The organism is Stenotrophomonas sp. HITSZ_GD (genome assembly GCF_029543105.1).
In the GTDB taxonomy this organism is placed as follows: Bacteria; Pseudomonadota; Gammaproteobacteria; order Xanthomonadales; family Xanthomonadaceae; genus Stenotrophomonas_A.
In genome coordinates this window covers 118,324-133,935 of record NZ_JARQXB010000008.1, presented here as the reverse complement: position 1 = coordinate 133,935, position 15,612 = coordinate 118,324, and the positions used below count along the sequence as shown (strand labels likewise).

Below are 15,612 nucleotides of genomic sequence, written 5' to 3'. Positions count from 1 at the left end.
TGTGGACCAGCCCCGATGCTGCCGGCGAGCGGTGCATTCATCGCAACCGGTCCAGCGCCAGGTTGAGCTGCAGGACGTTCACCCGCGGCTGGCCGAACACGCCGTACTGGCGCGGCTGCACGTGCTGGCGCAGTAGCGCGGCCACGCGCGCTTCGGCCAGGCCGCGGGCGGCCGCGACGCGACGCACCTGCAATGCCGCAGCCGCCGGGCTGATATCCGGGTCCAGGCCGCTGCCGGACTGCGTCAGCAGGTCCGAGGGCACCTGCGCCGGGTCGATGCCGTCGCGCCGGGCGATCGCCGCGCGCGTTTCGTCGAGGCGCTTGACCAGATCCGGGTTGGAGCGCGCCTGGTTGCTGCCGGCCGCCGACATCGGGTCGTACTTGGCGGCGGAGGGACGCGGCTGGAAATAACGTGCATCGCTGAAAGGCTGGGCGACCAGCGCCGAGCCCACGACGCGCTCGCCGTCGTGGATCAGCGAACCGCCCGCCTGCGCCGGGAATGCCGCACCGGCCAGCAGCGTGGCGGCCACCGAATAGGCGAAGCCGAAGCCGACCAGGGTGACGAGTGCCAGCGCCAAGGCGCCGCGCCAGGCGCCGCCGTCGTGCACGCCGGTCGCGGCGATGTGCGGTTGGGAAGTGACGTTCTGCATGATGGAATCCTCAGATGCCGGCCGCGGCCGCGATGGCCATGTCGATCAGCTTGATGCCGGCGAAGGGCAGCAGCACGCCGCCCACGCCGTAGACGAGCATGTTCCGGCGCAACAGGGTCGTCGCGCCGGCGGGCCGGAAGCGCACGCCACGCAACGCCAGCGGGATCAGCGCCGGGATGATGACGGCGTTGAACACCAGCGCGGCCAGCACCGCGTTGCGCGGGCTCGACAGCTGCATGACGTTGAGCGCGGCCATCGAGGGAATCGCCGCGGCGAACAGCGCCGGCAGGATGGCGAAGTACTTGGACACGTCGTTGGCGAGCGAGAAGGTGGTCAGCGCGCCGCGGGTGATCAGCTGTTGCTTGCCCACTTCCACCACCGCCAGCAGCTTGGCCGGGTCGCTGTCCAGGTCGACCATGTTGCCGGCCTCCTTGGCCGCCTGCGTGCCGGAATTCATCGCCAGGCCCACGTCGGCCTGCGCCAGCGCCGGGGCGTCGTTGGTGCCGTCGCCGACCATCGCCACCAGCCAGCCGCCGGCCTGCTCGGCGCGGATGCGCGCGAGCTTGTCCTCCGGGCGGGCCTGGGCGATGTAGTCGTCCACGCCGGCCTCGGCGGCGATGGCCGCGGCGGTGAGCGGGTTGTCGCCGGTGATCATCACCGTCTTGATGCCCATCGCGCGCAGGCGGGCGAATTTTTCTTTGATGCCGTGCTTGACCACGTCGGAGAGCTCGACCACGCCCAGCGCATGCCGGCCTTCGGCCACCACCAGCGGCGTGGCGCCGCCGCGCGCGACTTCCTCGATGCGCCCGGCCAGTTCGGGGCTGACGAGGCCGCCGTTGCCCTGCACCCACGCACCGATGGAATCGCCGGCCCCCTTGCGGATGTGCCGGCCGTCCACGTCCACGCCGGACATGCGGGTCTGCGCGGTGAACGCAATGAAGTGCGCGTTCGCCGGTTCGACCGCGGCCGCCCCCTGCTCGCGCGCCAGGCGCACGATGGACTTGCCTTCCGGCGTCGGGTCGGCGAGCGAGGCGAGCATGGCCGCATCGCGCAGCTGCGCGCGGTCGATGCCGGCCAGCGGATGGAACGCGGTGGCCTGCCGGTCGCCGTGGGTGATGGTGCCGGTCTTGTCGAGCAGCAGCACGTCCACGTCGCCGGCCACTTCCACCGCCTTGCCCGACTTGGCCAGCACGTTGGCCGCCAGCGCGCGGTTCATGCCGGCGATGCCGATGGCCGGCAGCAGCCCGCCGATGGTGGTGGGGATCAGGCAGACCAGCAGCGCGATGAGCAGCAGCGGATCGAGCTTCACCCCGACGAAGGCGGCCATGGCCGGCAGCGTGGCGACCACGATCAGGAACGTGAGCGTCATCGCCGCCAGCAACAGCGTCAGTGCGATCTCGTTCGGGGTCTTCTGCCGGTTCGCCCCTTCGACCAGCGCGATCATGCGGTCCAGGAAGCTGTGGCCGGGCTCGGCGGTGACCTTGAAGACGATCTCGTCGGAGAGCACGCGCGTGCCGCCGATGACGCCGCTGCGGTCGGTGCCGGCCTCGCGCAGCACCGGCGCCGATTCGCCGGTGACGGCCGCTTCGTTGATGGTGGCCAGGCCGCGCACGATCTCGCCGTCGGCGGGAATGAACTCGCCTTCGGAGACGATCACGTGGTCGCCCGGCCGCAGCTCGGCGGCGGGCACGCGGGTTTCGCGGCCGCCGTTTTCGTCGGCGACGCGGCGCGCGACCAGGTCCTTGCGCGCGCGGCGCAGCGAGGCGGCCTGGCCGCGGCCACGGGCTTCGGCCACGGCTTCGGCGAAATTGCCGAACAGCACGGTGACGAACAGGATGGCCGTCACCGTCCAGCCGAAGCCGGACGGCGCGTGGCCGGTGGCGGTGATCAGCGCCGACAGCAGCGTGCCGACCATCACCACCGCCATCACCGGGCTGTGCCACAGGTGGCGTGGGGAGAGCTTGACGAATGCATCGCGCAGGGCCGCACGCAGGGTGGCGGCGTCGAACAGCGCGACCTCGGTGCGCTGGCGCTTTTCGATCGAGGGAACGGTACGCATGGGGATTCTCTTCAGGACGCGGCCGGGGTCAGGCCGGCCATCGACAGGTGTTCGGCGATCGGCCCCAGCACCAGCGCCGGCATGAACTGCAGCACGGTGAGGACGAGCACGACGGCGACCAGGGTCAGGGCGAAGGTGGGCGTTTCGATGCGCAGGCTGCCGCCGGATTCGGGCGCCTGGCGCTTGCCCGCCATGCGCGCGGCGACGACGAGCGGCACGATCAGGGCCGGGTAGCGCCCCAGCGCCAGCACCAGCGCGCAGGTCAGGTTCCACCAATAGGTGGCATCGCCCAGGCCTTCGAAGCCGGAACCGTTGTTGGCGAACGCCGAGGTGAACTCGTAGAACACCTGGCTGATGCCATGGAAGCCGGGATTGGAGTTGCCGGTGAACTGCGGCAGCGCCAGCGTCACCGCGGTGAAGCCGAGCAACACCAGCGGCTGCAGCAGGATCAGCAGCGCCAGCAGCCGCACTTCGCCGGCTTCGATCTTGCGCCCGAACAGTTCGGGCGTGCGGCCGGTCATCAGCCCCGCCAGGAACACGCTCAGCAGCAGGTAGACGATGAACTGCTGCAGGCCGCATCCCACGCCGCCCCAGATCGCGTTGACCAGCATGTTGACCATCGCCACGCCACCGGTGAGCGGCGCCAGCGAATCGTGCATGGCATTGACCGAGCCGTTGTTCACCTGCGTGGTGATCGCAGACCACAGCGCCGAATCGTCCGCGCCGAAGCGCACTTCCTTGCCCTCCATCAGCGCGGCGCTGGCGGCGCTGGCCGAATGGCTTTCGGACCAGAGCGACGCGCCGGTGGACAGCGCCGACATCAGCAGCATGCTGCCGAAGATCAACGCGGTGAAGCGCCGGCGGCCGGTGAACGCGCCCACCATGATCACCACGCTCATCGGGATGAGCACGATGCCGAGCATCTCGATGAAGTTGGACAGCGGAGTCGGGTTTTCCAGCGGCATGGCGCTGTTGGGGCCATACCAGCCGCCGCCGTTGGAGCCGAGTTGCTTGATCGCCACCATCGCCGCGACCGGGCCGACGGGAATCTTCTGCGCATCCAGGCCGGCGCTCGCGTCGATCGGCGTGGCGGTGGGGCCGTCGGCCAGCGTTGAGGGCACGCCCTGCCACGCCAGCAGCAGCGTCCACACCAGGCACAGCGGCAGCAGGAAGCGCACTGTCGGGCGCACGACATCGGCCCAGTAGTTGCCCACATCCACGCCCTGCGCGGCAGGCGCGGTGGCCGGCACCGCTTCCGGCGTGCCGGTGCGCGCCATCGCACCGCGCCCGCCCATCAGCGCGCGCAGCGTGGCCACCGCCAAGGCCAGGCCCATCATCGGCGTGACCATCTGCAGCCCGACGATGCCGGTCATCTGCGCCAGGTAGGAGAGCTGCGCCTGGCCGGCGTAATGCTGTTGGTTGGTGTTGGTGAGGAACGACACCATGGTGTGCAGCGCGGTGTCCCAGCGCAGGTTCGGCACCTGGTCGGGGTTGAGCGGCAGCACGGCCTGGGTCATGAACACCCCCCACACCAGCAGCCCCACGACGATGTTGCTGGCCAGGAACGCCAGCGCGTAGCCGCGCCAGCGCATGCCGCGTTCCGGGCGCGTGCCCAGCAGCGCGTAGATCGGTGTTTCGAGCAGGCCGAACAGCGCGTCGCCGCGCATCGGCGCGCCGCGCATCACCCGCGCCAGGTACACGCCCAGCGGCCAGGCCAACGCGATGGCGACGGCGAACAACAAGAAAGTCTCGGTCATGGCGGCGTCCTCAGAAGTCTTCAGGACGCAGCACGACGTACAGCAGGTAGGCCGCGGTGACGATCACCGCGAGTCCACATGCGAAAGCGAGCCAGGCAGGCATGGGTCATCTCCTCAGAAGGACGCTTGCAGTGCCGCTTCCACGCGCGAGCCGGCCAGGCCGGGGAACAGGCGTTCGGCGGCGTGGTCGGTATCGTGCGCGGTGATGCGCAGTTCCAGCGGCGCGCGGATGGCCCACACCACGCCGAGCTGGCCGTGGGTGTAGCTGTCGCCGTAGGCGTCGTCGAGCCAGTAATGGCCCAGCGCCGCTTCCAGGCGGACCCGTTCGCCCAGCGGCAGGCGCGCGCCGAGCTGCGCGTAGGTGCCGGTCTGGTCGCTGGCCATCACGTCGTTGGACCAGCCCAGCTGCAGCCAGTAATTCTGCTTGAAGGTCAGCGTGCCGTTGAGCTCGGTCCAGTCCAGATCGACCGTGGTGGCGGGATAGCGGTAGTGCGTGAGGTTGGCGTCCAGCGCCCAGTCTTCGGACACGTTGCCGCCCCAGCCGAGCACCAGGTCCAGTTCGCTGCTGGCGTGCGTCTGCGGCGCGAACTCCACGTTAGAGCCCCACGCCGAGGCGTACAGGCCGTTGTCGGCGGCCCACTTGAGGCCGGCTTGCGCGGCGAAATCGCCCTGGGTCTGGGTGGTGCCGCGCCAGACGTAATCGCTGGTGAGGGTGAGGTTGCCGGACAAGGTGTTGGCGTTGGCCAGCGGCGCGGCGGCGCCCAGGCACAGCAGCAGCGCGGCACGCGGCAGGTGCCGGCGGCGGGCCGTTTGGTGCGGGGAGTACATGGGAAGGTGACCTTTCGGTGAGCGGGGGCGGAACCATTCCGCCGAGTCACGAAAGTCTGGGCGTGGCCCGCGTAAAGTCGCTATGGCGGCCCGAGGGGGCGCGCGTAAATTCGGCGTAACCGGGGCCGCTCAGCCGAAGTGCTGGTAGCCGGCGCGCGGCGGGTGCCAGGGGCTGCCGTCCGCATCCAAGACCTGCACGTCGCGGCCGCTGACGATGTGGCCGATGCGGTGGCCTTCCAGCCCGGCGAATTCCAGCGCGCGCTGCACCGCCTCGCGGTGGGCCGGCGCGGCGGTGAAGCACAGTTCGTAATCGTCGCCACCGGCCAGCTGCCATTCGCGCACGCGGCCATCGCCGCTGGCGTGCAACGCGGGCGATGGCGGCAGGCAGGAAAGCGCCAGGCGCGCGCCCACGCCGCTGCGCGCGCACACGTGGCAGAGGTCGGCGAGCAGGCCGTCGGATACGTCCACGCAGGCGTGTACCAGCCCGCGCAGGCGCAGGCCTGCGTCGAGCCGCGGCGTGGGCCGCAACAGGCGCTGGCGCAAGTGCTCGCGCCACGGCTCGGCGGCGGGCGCGGCCACGTCGAGCTGGCCCGCTTGCCACAGCGCGAGCGCGGCGGCGGCTTCGCCCGGGGTGCCGGTGACCCAGATGTCGTCGCCCTCGCGCGCGCCATCGCGGCGCAGCGCCGCGCCCGGCGGCACGCTGCCGATGGCGGTGACCGACAACGACAGCGGCCCGCGCGTGGTATCGCCGCCGACCAGCACGACGGCGTGCGCATCAGCCAGCGCGAAGAAGCCCTCGGCGAAGGCGTCCAGCCACGCCGCATCGTCTTCCGGCAGCGAGAGCGACAAGGTGCACCAGCGCGGCTGGGCGCCCATCGCGGCGAGGTCGGAGAGGTTCACCGCCAGCGTCTTCCAGCCGATATCGGCCGGCGCGGTTTCGGCGGGGAAATGCACGCCCACGTTGAGCGTGTCGGCGGTGATGGCCAGTTGTTCGCCAGCCGGCGGTTGCAGTAGCGCCGCGTCGTCGCCGATGCCCAGTGGCACGTCCTCGCGACCGCGCACGTGGCGGCGCAGGCGGTCGATCAGGGCGAATTCGGGCATCGGCCGGCGGGCGGGATCAGCCGCCCGATTCGACCTTGCGCCACGCCAGCGCGGCGCGGTCGAGCACGCCGTTGACGTAGGTGTGCCCGTGCTCGGAGCCGAAGCGCTTGGCGGTCTCGATGGCCTCGTTGATCACCACGCGGTACGGCACGTCCTGGCGGTAGAGCAGTTCGTAGGCGGCCAGGCGCAGCACGGCGCGCTCGATGGCGTCCACTTCTTCCACGCTGCGGTCCAGGTAATCGACCAGCGCTTCGTCCAGCTCGGCACGATGCGCCAGCACGCCTTCCACCAGCGCTTCGAAATACGCCAGGTCGGCGATCTCGTGGGCCTGCTCGTGGGCGAACTGCGCGATGACCTGCTTGGCCTGCCCGCCGGAAATCTGCCAAGCGTAGATGGCCTGCAGGGCACGGCGGCGCGCGCGCGAGCGCAGCACCGGATCGACACCATCGCGGCGCGGCGGGCGGTGGCCGCCCTGCTTGGAACCGGTGGACTTGTTCATGGCAGCTGCTCCACCAGGTTGATCATTTCCAGGGCCGCCAGCGCGGCCTCCTCACCCTTGTTGCCGTGGCTGCCGCCGGCACGCGCCTCGGCATCCTCCACGCGCTCGACGGCGAGCACGCCGTTGAGCACCGGCAGGCGGTGGTCGAGCTGCACGCGCATCAGGCCCTCGGCGCACCGGTCGGCGACGTGTTCGTAGTGGCGGGTATCGCCGCGGATCACGCAGCCCAGCGCGATGATCGCCGCATGCCGGCCACTGGCGGCCAGGCGCGCGGCGACCAGCGGCAGTTCCCACGCGCCCGGCACGCGCACCACGTCGATGGCGTCCTCGGCGATGCCGTTGCCGGCCAGGCTCTGCCGTGCGCCGGCGACCAGCGCATCGGTGATGCGGGCGTTCCAGCGGCTGGCGATGATCGCGAAGCGCGCGTTTTCGGGGGCGCGGAAGTCGCCTTCGTAGTGGCTCATGTGCTGCGGGGGCTCGAAAGGTGGGTCAGTTTAACGCGGCGCGGCCCCGGGGACCGCGCCGCCTGCGTGAAAGCGGGCTCAGGGCTCCAGCGTCTCGACGATTTCCAGGCCATAGCCGGCCAGGCCGACCTGCCGGCGCGGCTTGCCGAGCACGCGCAGGCGGCCCAGGCCGAGATCGGCCAGGATCTGCGCGCCGGCGCCGTTGCGGCGCCACTGGCCCACGTCCTTGTCCTTGCCGGGCGGGCGTACCACCGGCTCCTGGCGCAGGCGCGCGAGCAGCGACGCCTCGTCGCGCGGGGCCGAGAGCACCACCATCACACCCTGCCCCTCGGCGGCGATGGCGCGCAGCGCGTCGGTGCTGGCCACGCCGAAATCCTCGCGCCGCCAATGCAGCAGGTCGGCCAGCGGATTCTCCACCTGCACGCGCACCAGCGTGGGCGTGTCCTTGTGAGGCGTGCCGCGTACCAGTGCGAAATGCAGGTCGTGGGCGATGCGGTCGCGGTAGGTGACCAGCCGGAAGGGGCCGAACTCGGTGTCGATCTCGCGCTCGTCCACGCGCTCGACGGTGTGCTCGGTGGCCAGGCGGTAGGCGATCAGGTCGGCGATCGAGCCGATCTTCAGGCCGTGCTCGCGCGCGAAAACCTCCAGCTCCGGCCGGCGCGCCATGCTGCCGTCGGGGTTGAGAATCTCCACCAGCACGCCGGCCGGCTCCAAGCCGGCCAGCATGGCCAGGTCCACGCCCGCCTCGGTGTGGCCGGCGCGAGTGAGCACGCCGCCGGGCTGGGCGATCAGCGGGAAGATGTGGCCGGGCTGGTGCAGGTCTTCCGGGCGCGCATCCGGCTTGACCGCGGTGCGGATGGTGTGGGCGCGGTCGTAGGCCGAGATGCCGGTGGTCACGCCCTCGGCCGCCTCGATGGAGACGGTGAAGTTGGTCTGGAACTGCGCGGTATTGGCGCGCACCATCGGCGCCAGGCCGAGCTGGCCGGCGCGCTCGCGGGTGAGCGGCAGGCACACCAGGCCGCGGCCATGAGTGACCATGAAGTTGATGTCGGCCGGCTTGACCAGCTCGGCCGCCATGATGAGGTCGCCCTCGTTCTCGCGATCCTCGTCGTCGACGATGACCACCATGCGGCCGGCGCGGATTTCTTCCAGCAGTTCGGGAACGGTGGCGAAGTTCATGCCGCGCCCCGTTCGCCAAGCAGGCGTTCGACGTAGCGCGCGACCAGGTCGATCTCCAGGTTCACCGCATCGCCCACCTGCGTGTGCGCAAAGCGCGTGTGCGCCACCGTGTGCGGGATCAGCGCGACCTCGAAGCCCTCGCCGTCCACCTCGTTGACGGTCAGGCTGACGCCGTCCACGCAAATCGAACCTTTCTTGGCGATGTACTTCAGCAGCGCCGGCGGCGCGGCGAAGCGCCAGCGCTGGGCGCGCGCGTCCTCGTGCACGGACAGCACACGGCCCAGGCCATCGACATGCCCGCTGACCAAGTGGCCGCCGAGCCGGTCGGTCGGGCGCAGGGCGCGTTCCAGGTTCAGCGCCGCGCCCACCGGCAGTTCGCCCAGCGTGGTGAGCGAGAGGGTTTCGGTGGACGCATCGGCGTGGAAACTGCGCGCGTCGTGCGCGATCACGGTCAGGCAGACGCCGTTGACGGCGATGCTCTCGCCCATCTGGACGTGGTCGAACGGCAGGTCGCCGATCTCGAACTTGAAGCGCACGTCGCCGCCGCGCGGCTCGCGTTCGGCCAGGCGGCCGACGCCTTCGATGATGCCGGTGAACATCAGCGCGCCTCCGGCCCGATGGCCTGCGAGGAAGGAAGTTGTACGTGGTGCATGTCGTTTCCCGCATGAAGTGAGCGAAAAACGCCGCAAGGCAAACAGGCGCACGCACGATCCGGCGGATCGCGCGCTGGCCGTCTTCTTTCATCCGGACTGTCACCGTCGGCTCCGGCATCGGACCGGATCTGCTGACCTTCCAGCAGTGGCCGGAAGCGCTCGCGGGCTCGTGCCGGGTGGGCACCTACCGCCGGTGGGGAATCGCACCCCGCCCTGAAGACGTTCATTGGTTGCCGGCGAACCGGCGCGGGCATTCTAGCAAACGCCCCGGCGCGACCCGGGTTGCATGCGCGGAATGCTGCATTTGGCCACAACCGGCTTGAGGGCCGGCATTCGGGCCTCAGCCGCGCGGGCGCAGCAGCAGGCGCAGGTCCGCGCCCACCTGGCGCACGTCGCACAGGTCCAGGTGCACGGCATCGGCCATGCGCGCGATGCCCAGGCCGGCCAGCAGCGGGCGGGCGGTATCGCCCAGCAGCTGTGGCGCCTGGTACAGCAGCAGTTCGTCCACCCGGCCGGCACGCCAGAGCGCGCCGCCCAGGCCGGCGCCGGCTTCCACCTGGACTTCGTTGATGCCGCGCGCGGCCAGCAGCGAGAGCACCGCCTCCAGATCCAGCCGCCCACCGTGCGCGGGCACGGCGGCGAACTCGGCATCGGCCAGCGTCGGCGGCGCGACGCCTTCGGCGTGCAGGTAGAGGGTGGGCGCCTGGCCTTCGCGCACCTTGGCGTGGCCCAGCGTGCGCAGGTGGGCATCCAGGACGACGCGCAGCGGCGGCAGGAACTCGCCGGCCTCGCCTTCCAGCCGCACGGTGAGCGAAGGGTCGTCGGCGGCCACCGTGCCCGCGCCGGTGAGGATTGCCCCGGCGCGGGCGCGCCAGCGCTGCACGTCGGCCCGGGCGGCCGGGCCCGTGATCCATTTCGATTCCCCGTCGGCCATCGCGGTGCGGCCGTCCAGGCTCATGCCGTACTTCAGCCGCAGCCACGGCCGGCCGCGTTCGATGCGCGAGAGGAAACCGTGGTTGAGCTCGCGGGCCTGCGCGGCCATCAGGCCATGCCGCACGTCGATGCCGGCCTCGCGCAACAGTACGAACCCGCCGCCATTGACCTGCGGGAAGGGATCGGCCATCGCCGCCACCACGCGCGCCACCCCCGCTTCGATCAGCGCCAGCGCGCAGGGCGGCGTGCGGCCGTGGTGGGCGCACGGCTCCAGGGTGACGTAGGCGGTGGCGCCGCGTGCGCGCGCACCGGCCTGGCGCAACGCAAAGACCTCGGCATGCGGCCCGCCGGCACGCTGGTGCCAGCCCTCGCCGACGATTTCCTGCCCGTGGGCGATCACGCAGCCCACCATCGGGTTCGGGCGCGTGGTCCACGCACCGCGTTCGGCCAGGCGCAGGGCCTGCGCCATGTGCAGGTGGTCCAGGGCGGTGAATTCGCTCATCGGGAGGGTGCGGCCAGGCTCAACGCTTGCCCGGCTTCTCCGGCACGCGGCCGGCCACGCGCTCCATCTCCAGCAGCGGCAGCTGTTCGCTGCCCACCGGCAGCTCGCGTTCGAGTTTCTCGATTTCCTCGCGGAAATCGGCCACGTCCTCGAAGCTGCGGTAGACCGAGGCAAAGCGCACGTAGCCCACGTGGTCGAGCTTGCGCAGTTCGGCCATCACGAATTCGCCGATGCGGATCGAAGGCACTTCGCGCTCGCCACACATGCGCAGCTGGTGCACCACCGCGCGCACGGCCGCCTCGATCTCCTCTTCGGACACCGGGCGCTTCTGCAGCGCGCGGTCGAAGCTGGTGCGCAGCTTGCGCGCGTCGAAGGCTTCGCGGTTGCCGGTGCTCTTGATCACCACCGGCATCTTCAGCTCGATGGTCTCCAGCGTGCTGAAACGCTCGCCGCAGGCCTCGCATTCGCGGCGCCGGCGGATGGTGGCGCCGTCTTCGGACACGCGCGAATCGATCACGCGGGTGTCATGGTGCTGGCAGAAGGGACAGTGCATCGGGGGATTCTAGATCGAATAGCCGGCTGGGCACGCCAACGGCGGGGGCGCGACGGGCCGGTCCAGCAGGCGCGCCAGCGCGAGCTGGAGCATCGGCAGCAGCATGCCGGGGCCGGCGAACAGCAGCGACCAGGTCTTGTATGGGGCGGCCCACCACAGCATCGCCGCGGCGACGGCGCCGGCGGCCAGCAGCCACCAGAGCCACGGGCGGGTGGCGTGGAAGGCGGCACGCCGGCCGCGCAGGTAGGGCACCGAGAGCGCCACCCACGCGACCATGCCGGCGTAGGCCCCGCAGACGTAGCCCCCGACGAACCACGCCTCGCCGTCCAGCTGGCCGGTGAACAGCTTGCCCAGCGCCACGGCCAGCATCACCGGGCCGAGCGTGATGCCCACCGGCAGCGCGGCGGCCGCCAGCAGCAGCGTCGGCATTCCGATGCCCAGCGCCAGCAGCGCGTAGAACATGCGGAATGCCTTGGCCATCACATCATCCGTAGACCGGGAAGCGCTTGCACTGCGCGGTGACGGCCTCGCGCACCCGGGCGATGACCGCCTCGTCGGCCGGCGCGTCGAGCACGTCGGCGATCCAGCCGGCCAGCTCGGCCGCGTCGGCCTCCTGGTAGCCGCGGGTGGTGATCGCCGGGGTGCCCAGGCGCAGGCCGGAGGTCACGAACGGCGAGCGCGGGTCGTTGGGCACCGAGTTCTTGTTGACCGTGATGTGCGCCTTGCCCAGCGCCGCTTCTGCGTCCTTGCCCGAGACGTCCTTGCCGATCATGTCGACCAGCATCAGGTGGTTCTCGGTGCCGCCGGAGACGATCTTGTAGCCGCGCGCGATCAGCGTCTTCGCCATCGCCTGGGCGTTCTTGACGACCTGCTCCTGGTAGGCCTTGAACTCCGGCTCCAGCGCTTCCTTGAAGGCGACGGCCTTGGCGGCGATGACGTGCATCAGCGGGCCGCCCTGGATGCCCGGGAACACGATCGACTGCAGCTTCTTGACCAGGTCCTCGTCGGCGCCCTGGGCCAGGATGATGCCGCCGCGCGGGCCGCGCAGGGTCTTGTGCGTGGTGGAGGTAACGACGTGGGCGTGCGGCAGCGGGTTCGGGTACACGCCGGCGGCCACCAGCCCGGCGACATGCGCCATGTCCACGAAGAACAGCGCGCCGACCTTGTCGGCGATGGCGCGGAAGCGGGCCCAGTCGATCTTCTGCGAGTAGGCCGAGAAGCCGGCCACGACCATCTTCGGCTTGTGCTCCACGGCCAGGCGCTCGACCTCGTCGTAGTCGATCAGGCCCTGGTCGTTGACCCCATACTGCACCGCGTTGAACAGCTTGCCGGAGGCGTTGACCTTGGCGCCGTGGGTCAGGTGGCCGCCATGGGCCAGCGACATGCCCAGGATGGTGTCGCCCGGGTTGAGCAGCGCGAAGTAGACGGCCTGGTTGGCCTGCGAGCCGCTGTGCGGCTGCACGTTGGCGTAATCGGCGCCGAACAGCTGCTTGAGGCGGTCGATCGCCAGCTGCTCGGCGATGTCCACGAATTCGCAGCCGCCGTAGTAGCGCTTGCCCGGGTAGCCTTCGGCGTACTTGTTGGTCAGCACGCTGCCCTGGGCTTCCATGACGCGCGGGCTGGCGTAGTTCTCGCTGGCGATCAGCTCGACGTGATCCTCCTGGCGCGCCGCTTCGGCGGCCATGGCCTGGGCCAGTTCGGGATCGTAGTTTTCGATACGGGCATCGCGCGGGAACATCGGGTCTCCAGGGGCTGCCGGGGCGGCCAAGGGCGGTCGGGGGCCGAAATTATAGGCGGCGCCGGTCCGGCCCACCAATTCGCGCCGGCAGGGGCCTGCCCGCCAGGCGGTGCCGGGCGAGCGAACGCCTGCGTGAGCGCGCGTGGCCTGCGACGAGCGGGCGCACCGGCACAAAAGAAACCGGCCGCACGAGGCGGCCGGTCGGGGGTGTTGCGGGGCGGGCAGCTCAGTTGTGCAACACCAGGTCGGCGATGATGCCGGTGGCCACGGCCACCATCAGCATGTTGCCCACGTCATCGCGCACCCAGTGGTAGCCATACGGCGGGCGACGCAGGTGATAGCGGTTGTAGTCGTTCACCACGTAGATCGGGCCGCCGTAGTAATCGCGGTAGCGGTGGCCCGGCGCCCAGCCGTAGTAGCGCGGCGGCGGGGCCGGGCGGTAGTACGCCGGGCGCGGCGCCGGGCGGTAGACCACGGCCGGGCCGCGGTAGTCGCGGCGACCATCGCGGTAACCGTCGTGGTAGGCCTCGCGGCGCTCGCGGTAATCGCGGCGGTCGTCGTAGCGGCGATCACGCCCGCGGTCGTCGTGGCCACGACCATGGCCCCGGTCGTCCCAGCCGCGGTGGTCGCGGTCACGGCCATGGTCGTCGGCCATCGCCGACGGCGCCACGGCGCCCAGTGCCAGCAGGGATGTCAACGCCAAGGCAGTAAGACGAATCGTATTCATGGCAGCTCCGTGGCTGTGCTAGGTGTTGCTGACATATTTGGCCCGCCAAGATGAACAGGCATTGGCTGGAATCGGTTACGTCCGTCCCCATTTAATTGTCGGTAGGCCAGCACGCGTGGGGCCCCTCGGAAGGGCGCGCGGGCGTTGCCGCTATACTTGAAGCCATCCCATTCCCTGCCCCGCCTGTCCGCACAGCCGGACCGGCCGGGCGCGCGCCAGGAACACCACGGAGACCGCATGTCCTCGCAATACATCTACACCATGAACGGCGTCAGCAAGGTCGTGCCGCCGAAGCGCCAGATCATCAAGGACATCTCCTTGTCGTTCTTCCCCGGCGCGAAGATCGGCCTGCTCGGCCTCAACGGCGCCGGCAAGTCCACCGTGCTGAAGATCATGGCCGGCGTGGACACCGATTTCGAAGGCGAGGCGCGCCCGCAGCCGGGCATCAAGGTCGGCTACCTGGCGCAGGAGCCCCAGCTGGACCCGGAAAAGACCGTGCGCGAAGCGGTCGAGGAAGGCGTGGGCGAGGTGCTGCAGGCCCAGGCCGCGCTGGAGGCGGTGTATGCCGCCTACGCCGAGGAAGGCGCCGACTTCGACGCGCTGGCCAAGGAGCAGGAGCGACTGGAGGCGATCCTCGCCGCCGGTGACGCGCACACGCTGGAGAACCAGCTCGATGTGGCCGCCGACGCGCTGCGCCTGCCGCCGTGGGAGGCCAAGATCGCCAACCTGTCCGGCGGCGAGAAGCGCCGCGTGGCGCTGTGCCGCCTGCTGCTGCAGAAGCCGGACATGCTGCTGCTCGACGAACCGACCAACCACCTCGACGCCGAGTCGGTGGAGTGGCTGGAACAGTTCCTCGCCCGCTACACCGGCACCGTGGTGGCGGTGACGCACGATCGCTACTTCCTGGACAACGCCGCCGAGTGGATCCTGGAGCTGGACCGCGGCCGCGGCATTCCGTGGAAGGGCAACTACACCCAGTGGCTGGTGCAGAAGGACGAGCGCCTGAAGCAGGAAGAGAACCAGGAAAAGGCGCGCCAGAAGGCGATCCAGAAGGAACTGGAATGGTCGCGGCAGAACGCCAAGGGCGGCCGCTCCAAGGGCAAGGCGCGCCTGGCGCGGCTGGAAGAACTGCAGTCGGTGGATTACCAGAAGCGCAACGAGACCAATGAAATCTTCATCCCGCCGGGCGAGCGCCTGGGCAACTCGGTGATGGAGTTCAAGAACGTGTCGAAGAAGTTCGGCGACCGCCTGCTGATCGACAACCTCTCGATGATCATCCCGCCGGGCGCCATCGTGGGCATCATCGGCCCGAACGGCGCCGGCAAGTCGACGCTGTTCAAGATGATCACCGGGCAGGAGAAGCCGGACTCGGGCGAGATCGTCATCGGCCCCACCGTCAAGCTCTCCTACGTCGACCAGAGCCGCGACAAGCTGGAAGGCAACCACAACGTGTTCCAGGAGATTTCCGGCGGCCTGGACATCCTCAACATCAACGGCGTGGAGATCCAGTCGCGCGCGTACATCGGCCGCTTCAACTTCAAGGGCCAGGACCAGCAGAAGATGGTCGGCTCGCTTTCCGGTGGTGAGCGCGGCCGCCTGCACATGGCCAAGACCCTGCTGCAGGGCGGCAACGTGCTGCTGCTCGACGAACCGTCCAACGACCTGGACATCGAAACCCTGCGCGCGCTGGAAGATGCGCTGCTGGAGTTCCCGGGCAACACCTTCGTCATCTCGCACGACCGCTGGTTCCTGGACCGCATCGCCACGCACATCCTCGCCTTCGAGGGCGATTCGCACGTGGAGTTCTTCCAGGGCAACTACCGCGAGTACGAAGAGGACAAGAAGCGCCGCCTGGGCGATGACGCCGGCCCGCACCGCCTGCGCTTCAAGGCGCTGAAGTAAGCGCCTCCAGCGTGTGGACGAAGGGCGCCTCGCGGCGCCCTTCGTTTTTTCCGCGTCGGGAAATTCGC

The 15,612-nt window shown here is 70.2% G+C and carries 16 protein-coding genes and 1 riboswitch; of the genes, 1 reads left to right on the top strand and 15 read right to left on the bottom strand.

The annotated features are described in order from the left end of the window. Positions 1 to 37: 37 nt before the first annotated feature. The 15 genes from kdpC to P6166_RS10085 form a co-directional block, all read right to left on the bottom strand. Positions 38 to 649, bottom strand: a complete 612-nt coding sequence (gene kdpC, locus P6166_RS10155) for a potassium-transporting ATPase subunit KdpC (RefSeq protein WP_277764349.1) — start codon at positions 647 to 649, stop codon at positions 38 to 40. A 10-nt stretch (positions 650 to 659) separates the two neighbouring features. Next, complete coding sequence (gene kdpB / locus P6166_RS10150) at positions 660 to 2,708, bottom strand: potassium-transporting ATPase subunit KdpB (protein WP_277764348.1); 2,049 nt, start codon at positions 2,706 to 2,708, stop codon at positions 660 to 662. Positions 2,709 to 2,719: 11 nt separating this feature from the next. Further along, the gene (gene kdpA, locus P6166_RS10145; RefSeq protein WP_277764347.1) at positions 2,720 to 4,465 is read right to left on the bottom strand and encodes a potassium-transporting ATPase subunit KdpA; all 1,746 of its coding nucleotides are present in this window, start codon (positions 4,463 to 4,465) and stop codon (positions 2,720 to 2,722) included. Positions 4,466 to 4,475: 10 nt separating this feature from the next. Continuing rightward, positions 4,476 to 4,568, bottom strand: coding sequence for a potassium-transporting ATPase subunit F (locus P6166_RS10140; protein ID WP_277764346.1), 93 nt, complete (start codon positions 4,566 to 4,568; stop codon positions 4,476 to 4,478). Positions 4,569 to 4,579: 11 nt separating this feature from the next. After that, on the bottom strand, positions 4,580 to 5,293 hold the full coding sequence (locus P6166_RS10135) for a TorF family putative porin (RefSeq protein ID WP_277764345.1): 714 nt from the start codon (positions 5,291 to 5,293) through the stop codon (positions 4,580 to 4,582). Between the two features lie 129 nt (positions 5,294 to 5,422). Then, the gene (thiL, locus tag P6166_RS10130; protein WP_277764344.1) at positions 5,423 to 6,394 is read right to left on the bottom strand and encodes a thiamine-phosphate kinase; all 972 of its coding nucleotides are present in this window, start codon (positions 6,392 to 6,394) and stop codon (positions 5,423 to 5,425) included. A 16-nt stretch (positions 6,395 to 6,410) separates the two neighbouring features. Further along, complete coding sequence (nusB, locus tag P6166_RS10125; RefSeq protein ID WP_277764343.1) at positions 6,411 to 6,893, bottom strand: transcription antitermination factor NusB; 483 nt, start codon at positions 6,891 to 6,893, stop codon at positions 6,411 to 6,413. After that, entirely contained in the window at positions 6,890 to 7,357 is a 468-nt protein-coding gene (gene ribH / locus P6166_RS10120) for a 6,7-dimethyl-8-ribityllumazine synthase (protein ID WP_277764342.1), read from the bottom strand. Before ribH ends, nusB begins: the two co-directional genes overlap by 4 nt. Before the next feature lie 78 nt (positions 7,358 to 7,435). Further along, positions 7,436 to 8,536 carry a 3,4-dihydroxy-2-butanone-4-phosphate synthase gene (gene ribB / locus P6166_RS10115; RefSeq protein WP_277764341.1) on the bottom strand — a complete coding sequence of 367 codons (1,101 nt, stop codon included), beginning with the start codon at positions 8,534 to 8,536 and terminating at the stop codon, positions 7,436 to 7,438. Continuing rightward, complete coding sequence (locus P6166_RS10110; RefSeq protein WP_277764340.1) at positions 8,533 to 9,135, bottom strand: riboflavin synthase; 603 nt, start codon at positions 9,133 to 9,135, stop codon at positions 8,533 to 8,535. Before P6166_RS10110 ends, ribB begins: the two co-directional genes overlap by 4 nt. A 129-nt stretch (positions 9,136 to 9,264) precedes the next feature. Continuing rightward, a riboswitch (FMN riboswitch) is annotated at positions 9,265 to 9,414 on the bottom strand. Between the two features lie 115 nt (positions 9,415 to 9,529). Next, positions 9,530 to 10,624 (bottom strand): bifunctional diaminohydroxyphosphoribosylaminopyrimidine deaminase/5-amino-6-(5-phosphoribosylamino)uracil reductase RibD, encoded by a 1,095-nt coding sequence (gene ribD, locus P6166_RS10105; protein WP_277764339.1) that lies wholly within the window; start codon positions 10,622 to 10,624, stop codon positions 9,530 to 9,532. A 19-nt stretch (positions 10,625 to 10,643) separates the two neighbouring features. Beyond that, on the bottom strand, positions 10,644 to 11,177 hold the full coding sequence (gene nrdR, locus P6166_RS10100; protein WP_277764338.1) for a transcriptional regulator NrdR: 534 nt from the start codon (positions 11,175 to 11,177) through the stop codon (positions 10,644 to 10,646). 9 nt (positions 11,178 to 11,186) lie between these two features. Further along, on the bottom strand, positions 11,187 to 11,657 hold the full coding sequence (locus P6166_RS10095) for a hypothetical protein (RefSeq protein WP_277764337.1): 471 nt from the start codon (positions 11,655 to 11,657) through the stop codon (positions 11,187 to 11,189). Positions 11,658 to 11,661: 4 nt separating this feature from the next. Beyond that, positions 11,662 to 12,915 (bottom strand): serine hydroxymethyltransferase, encoded by a 1,254-nt coding sequence (gene glyA / locus P6166_RS10090; RefSeq protein ID WP_277764336.1) that lies wholly within the window; start codon positions 12,913 to 12,915, stop codon positions 11,662 to 11,664. A 226-nt stretch (positions 12,916 to 13,141) separates the two neighbouring features. Further along, entirely contained in the window at positions 13,142 to 13,642 is a 501-nt protein-coding gene (locus P6166_RS10085) for an RcnB family protein (RefSeq protein ID WP_277764335.1), read from the bottom strand. 237 nt (positions 13,643 to 13,879) lie between these two features. Between P6166_RS10085 and ettA the strand changes: the two genes are divergently transcribed. After that, a complete protein-coding gene (gene ettA / locus P6166_RS10080; protein WP_277764334.1) occupies positions 13,880 to 15,544 on the top strand; it encodes an energy-dependent translational throttle protein EttA in 1,665 nt (554 codons plus the stop codon). The last annotated feature ends 68 nt before the right edge of the window (positions 15,545 to 15,612 follow it).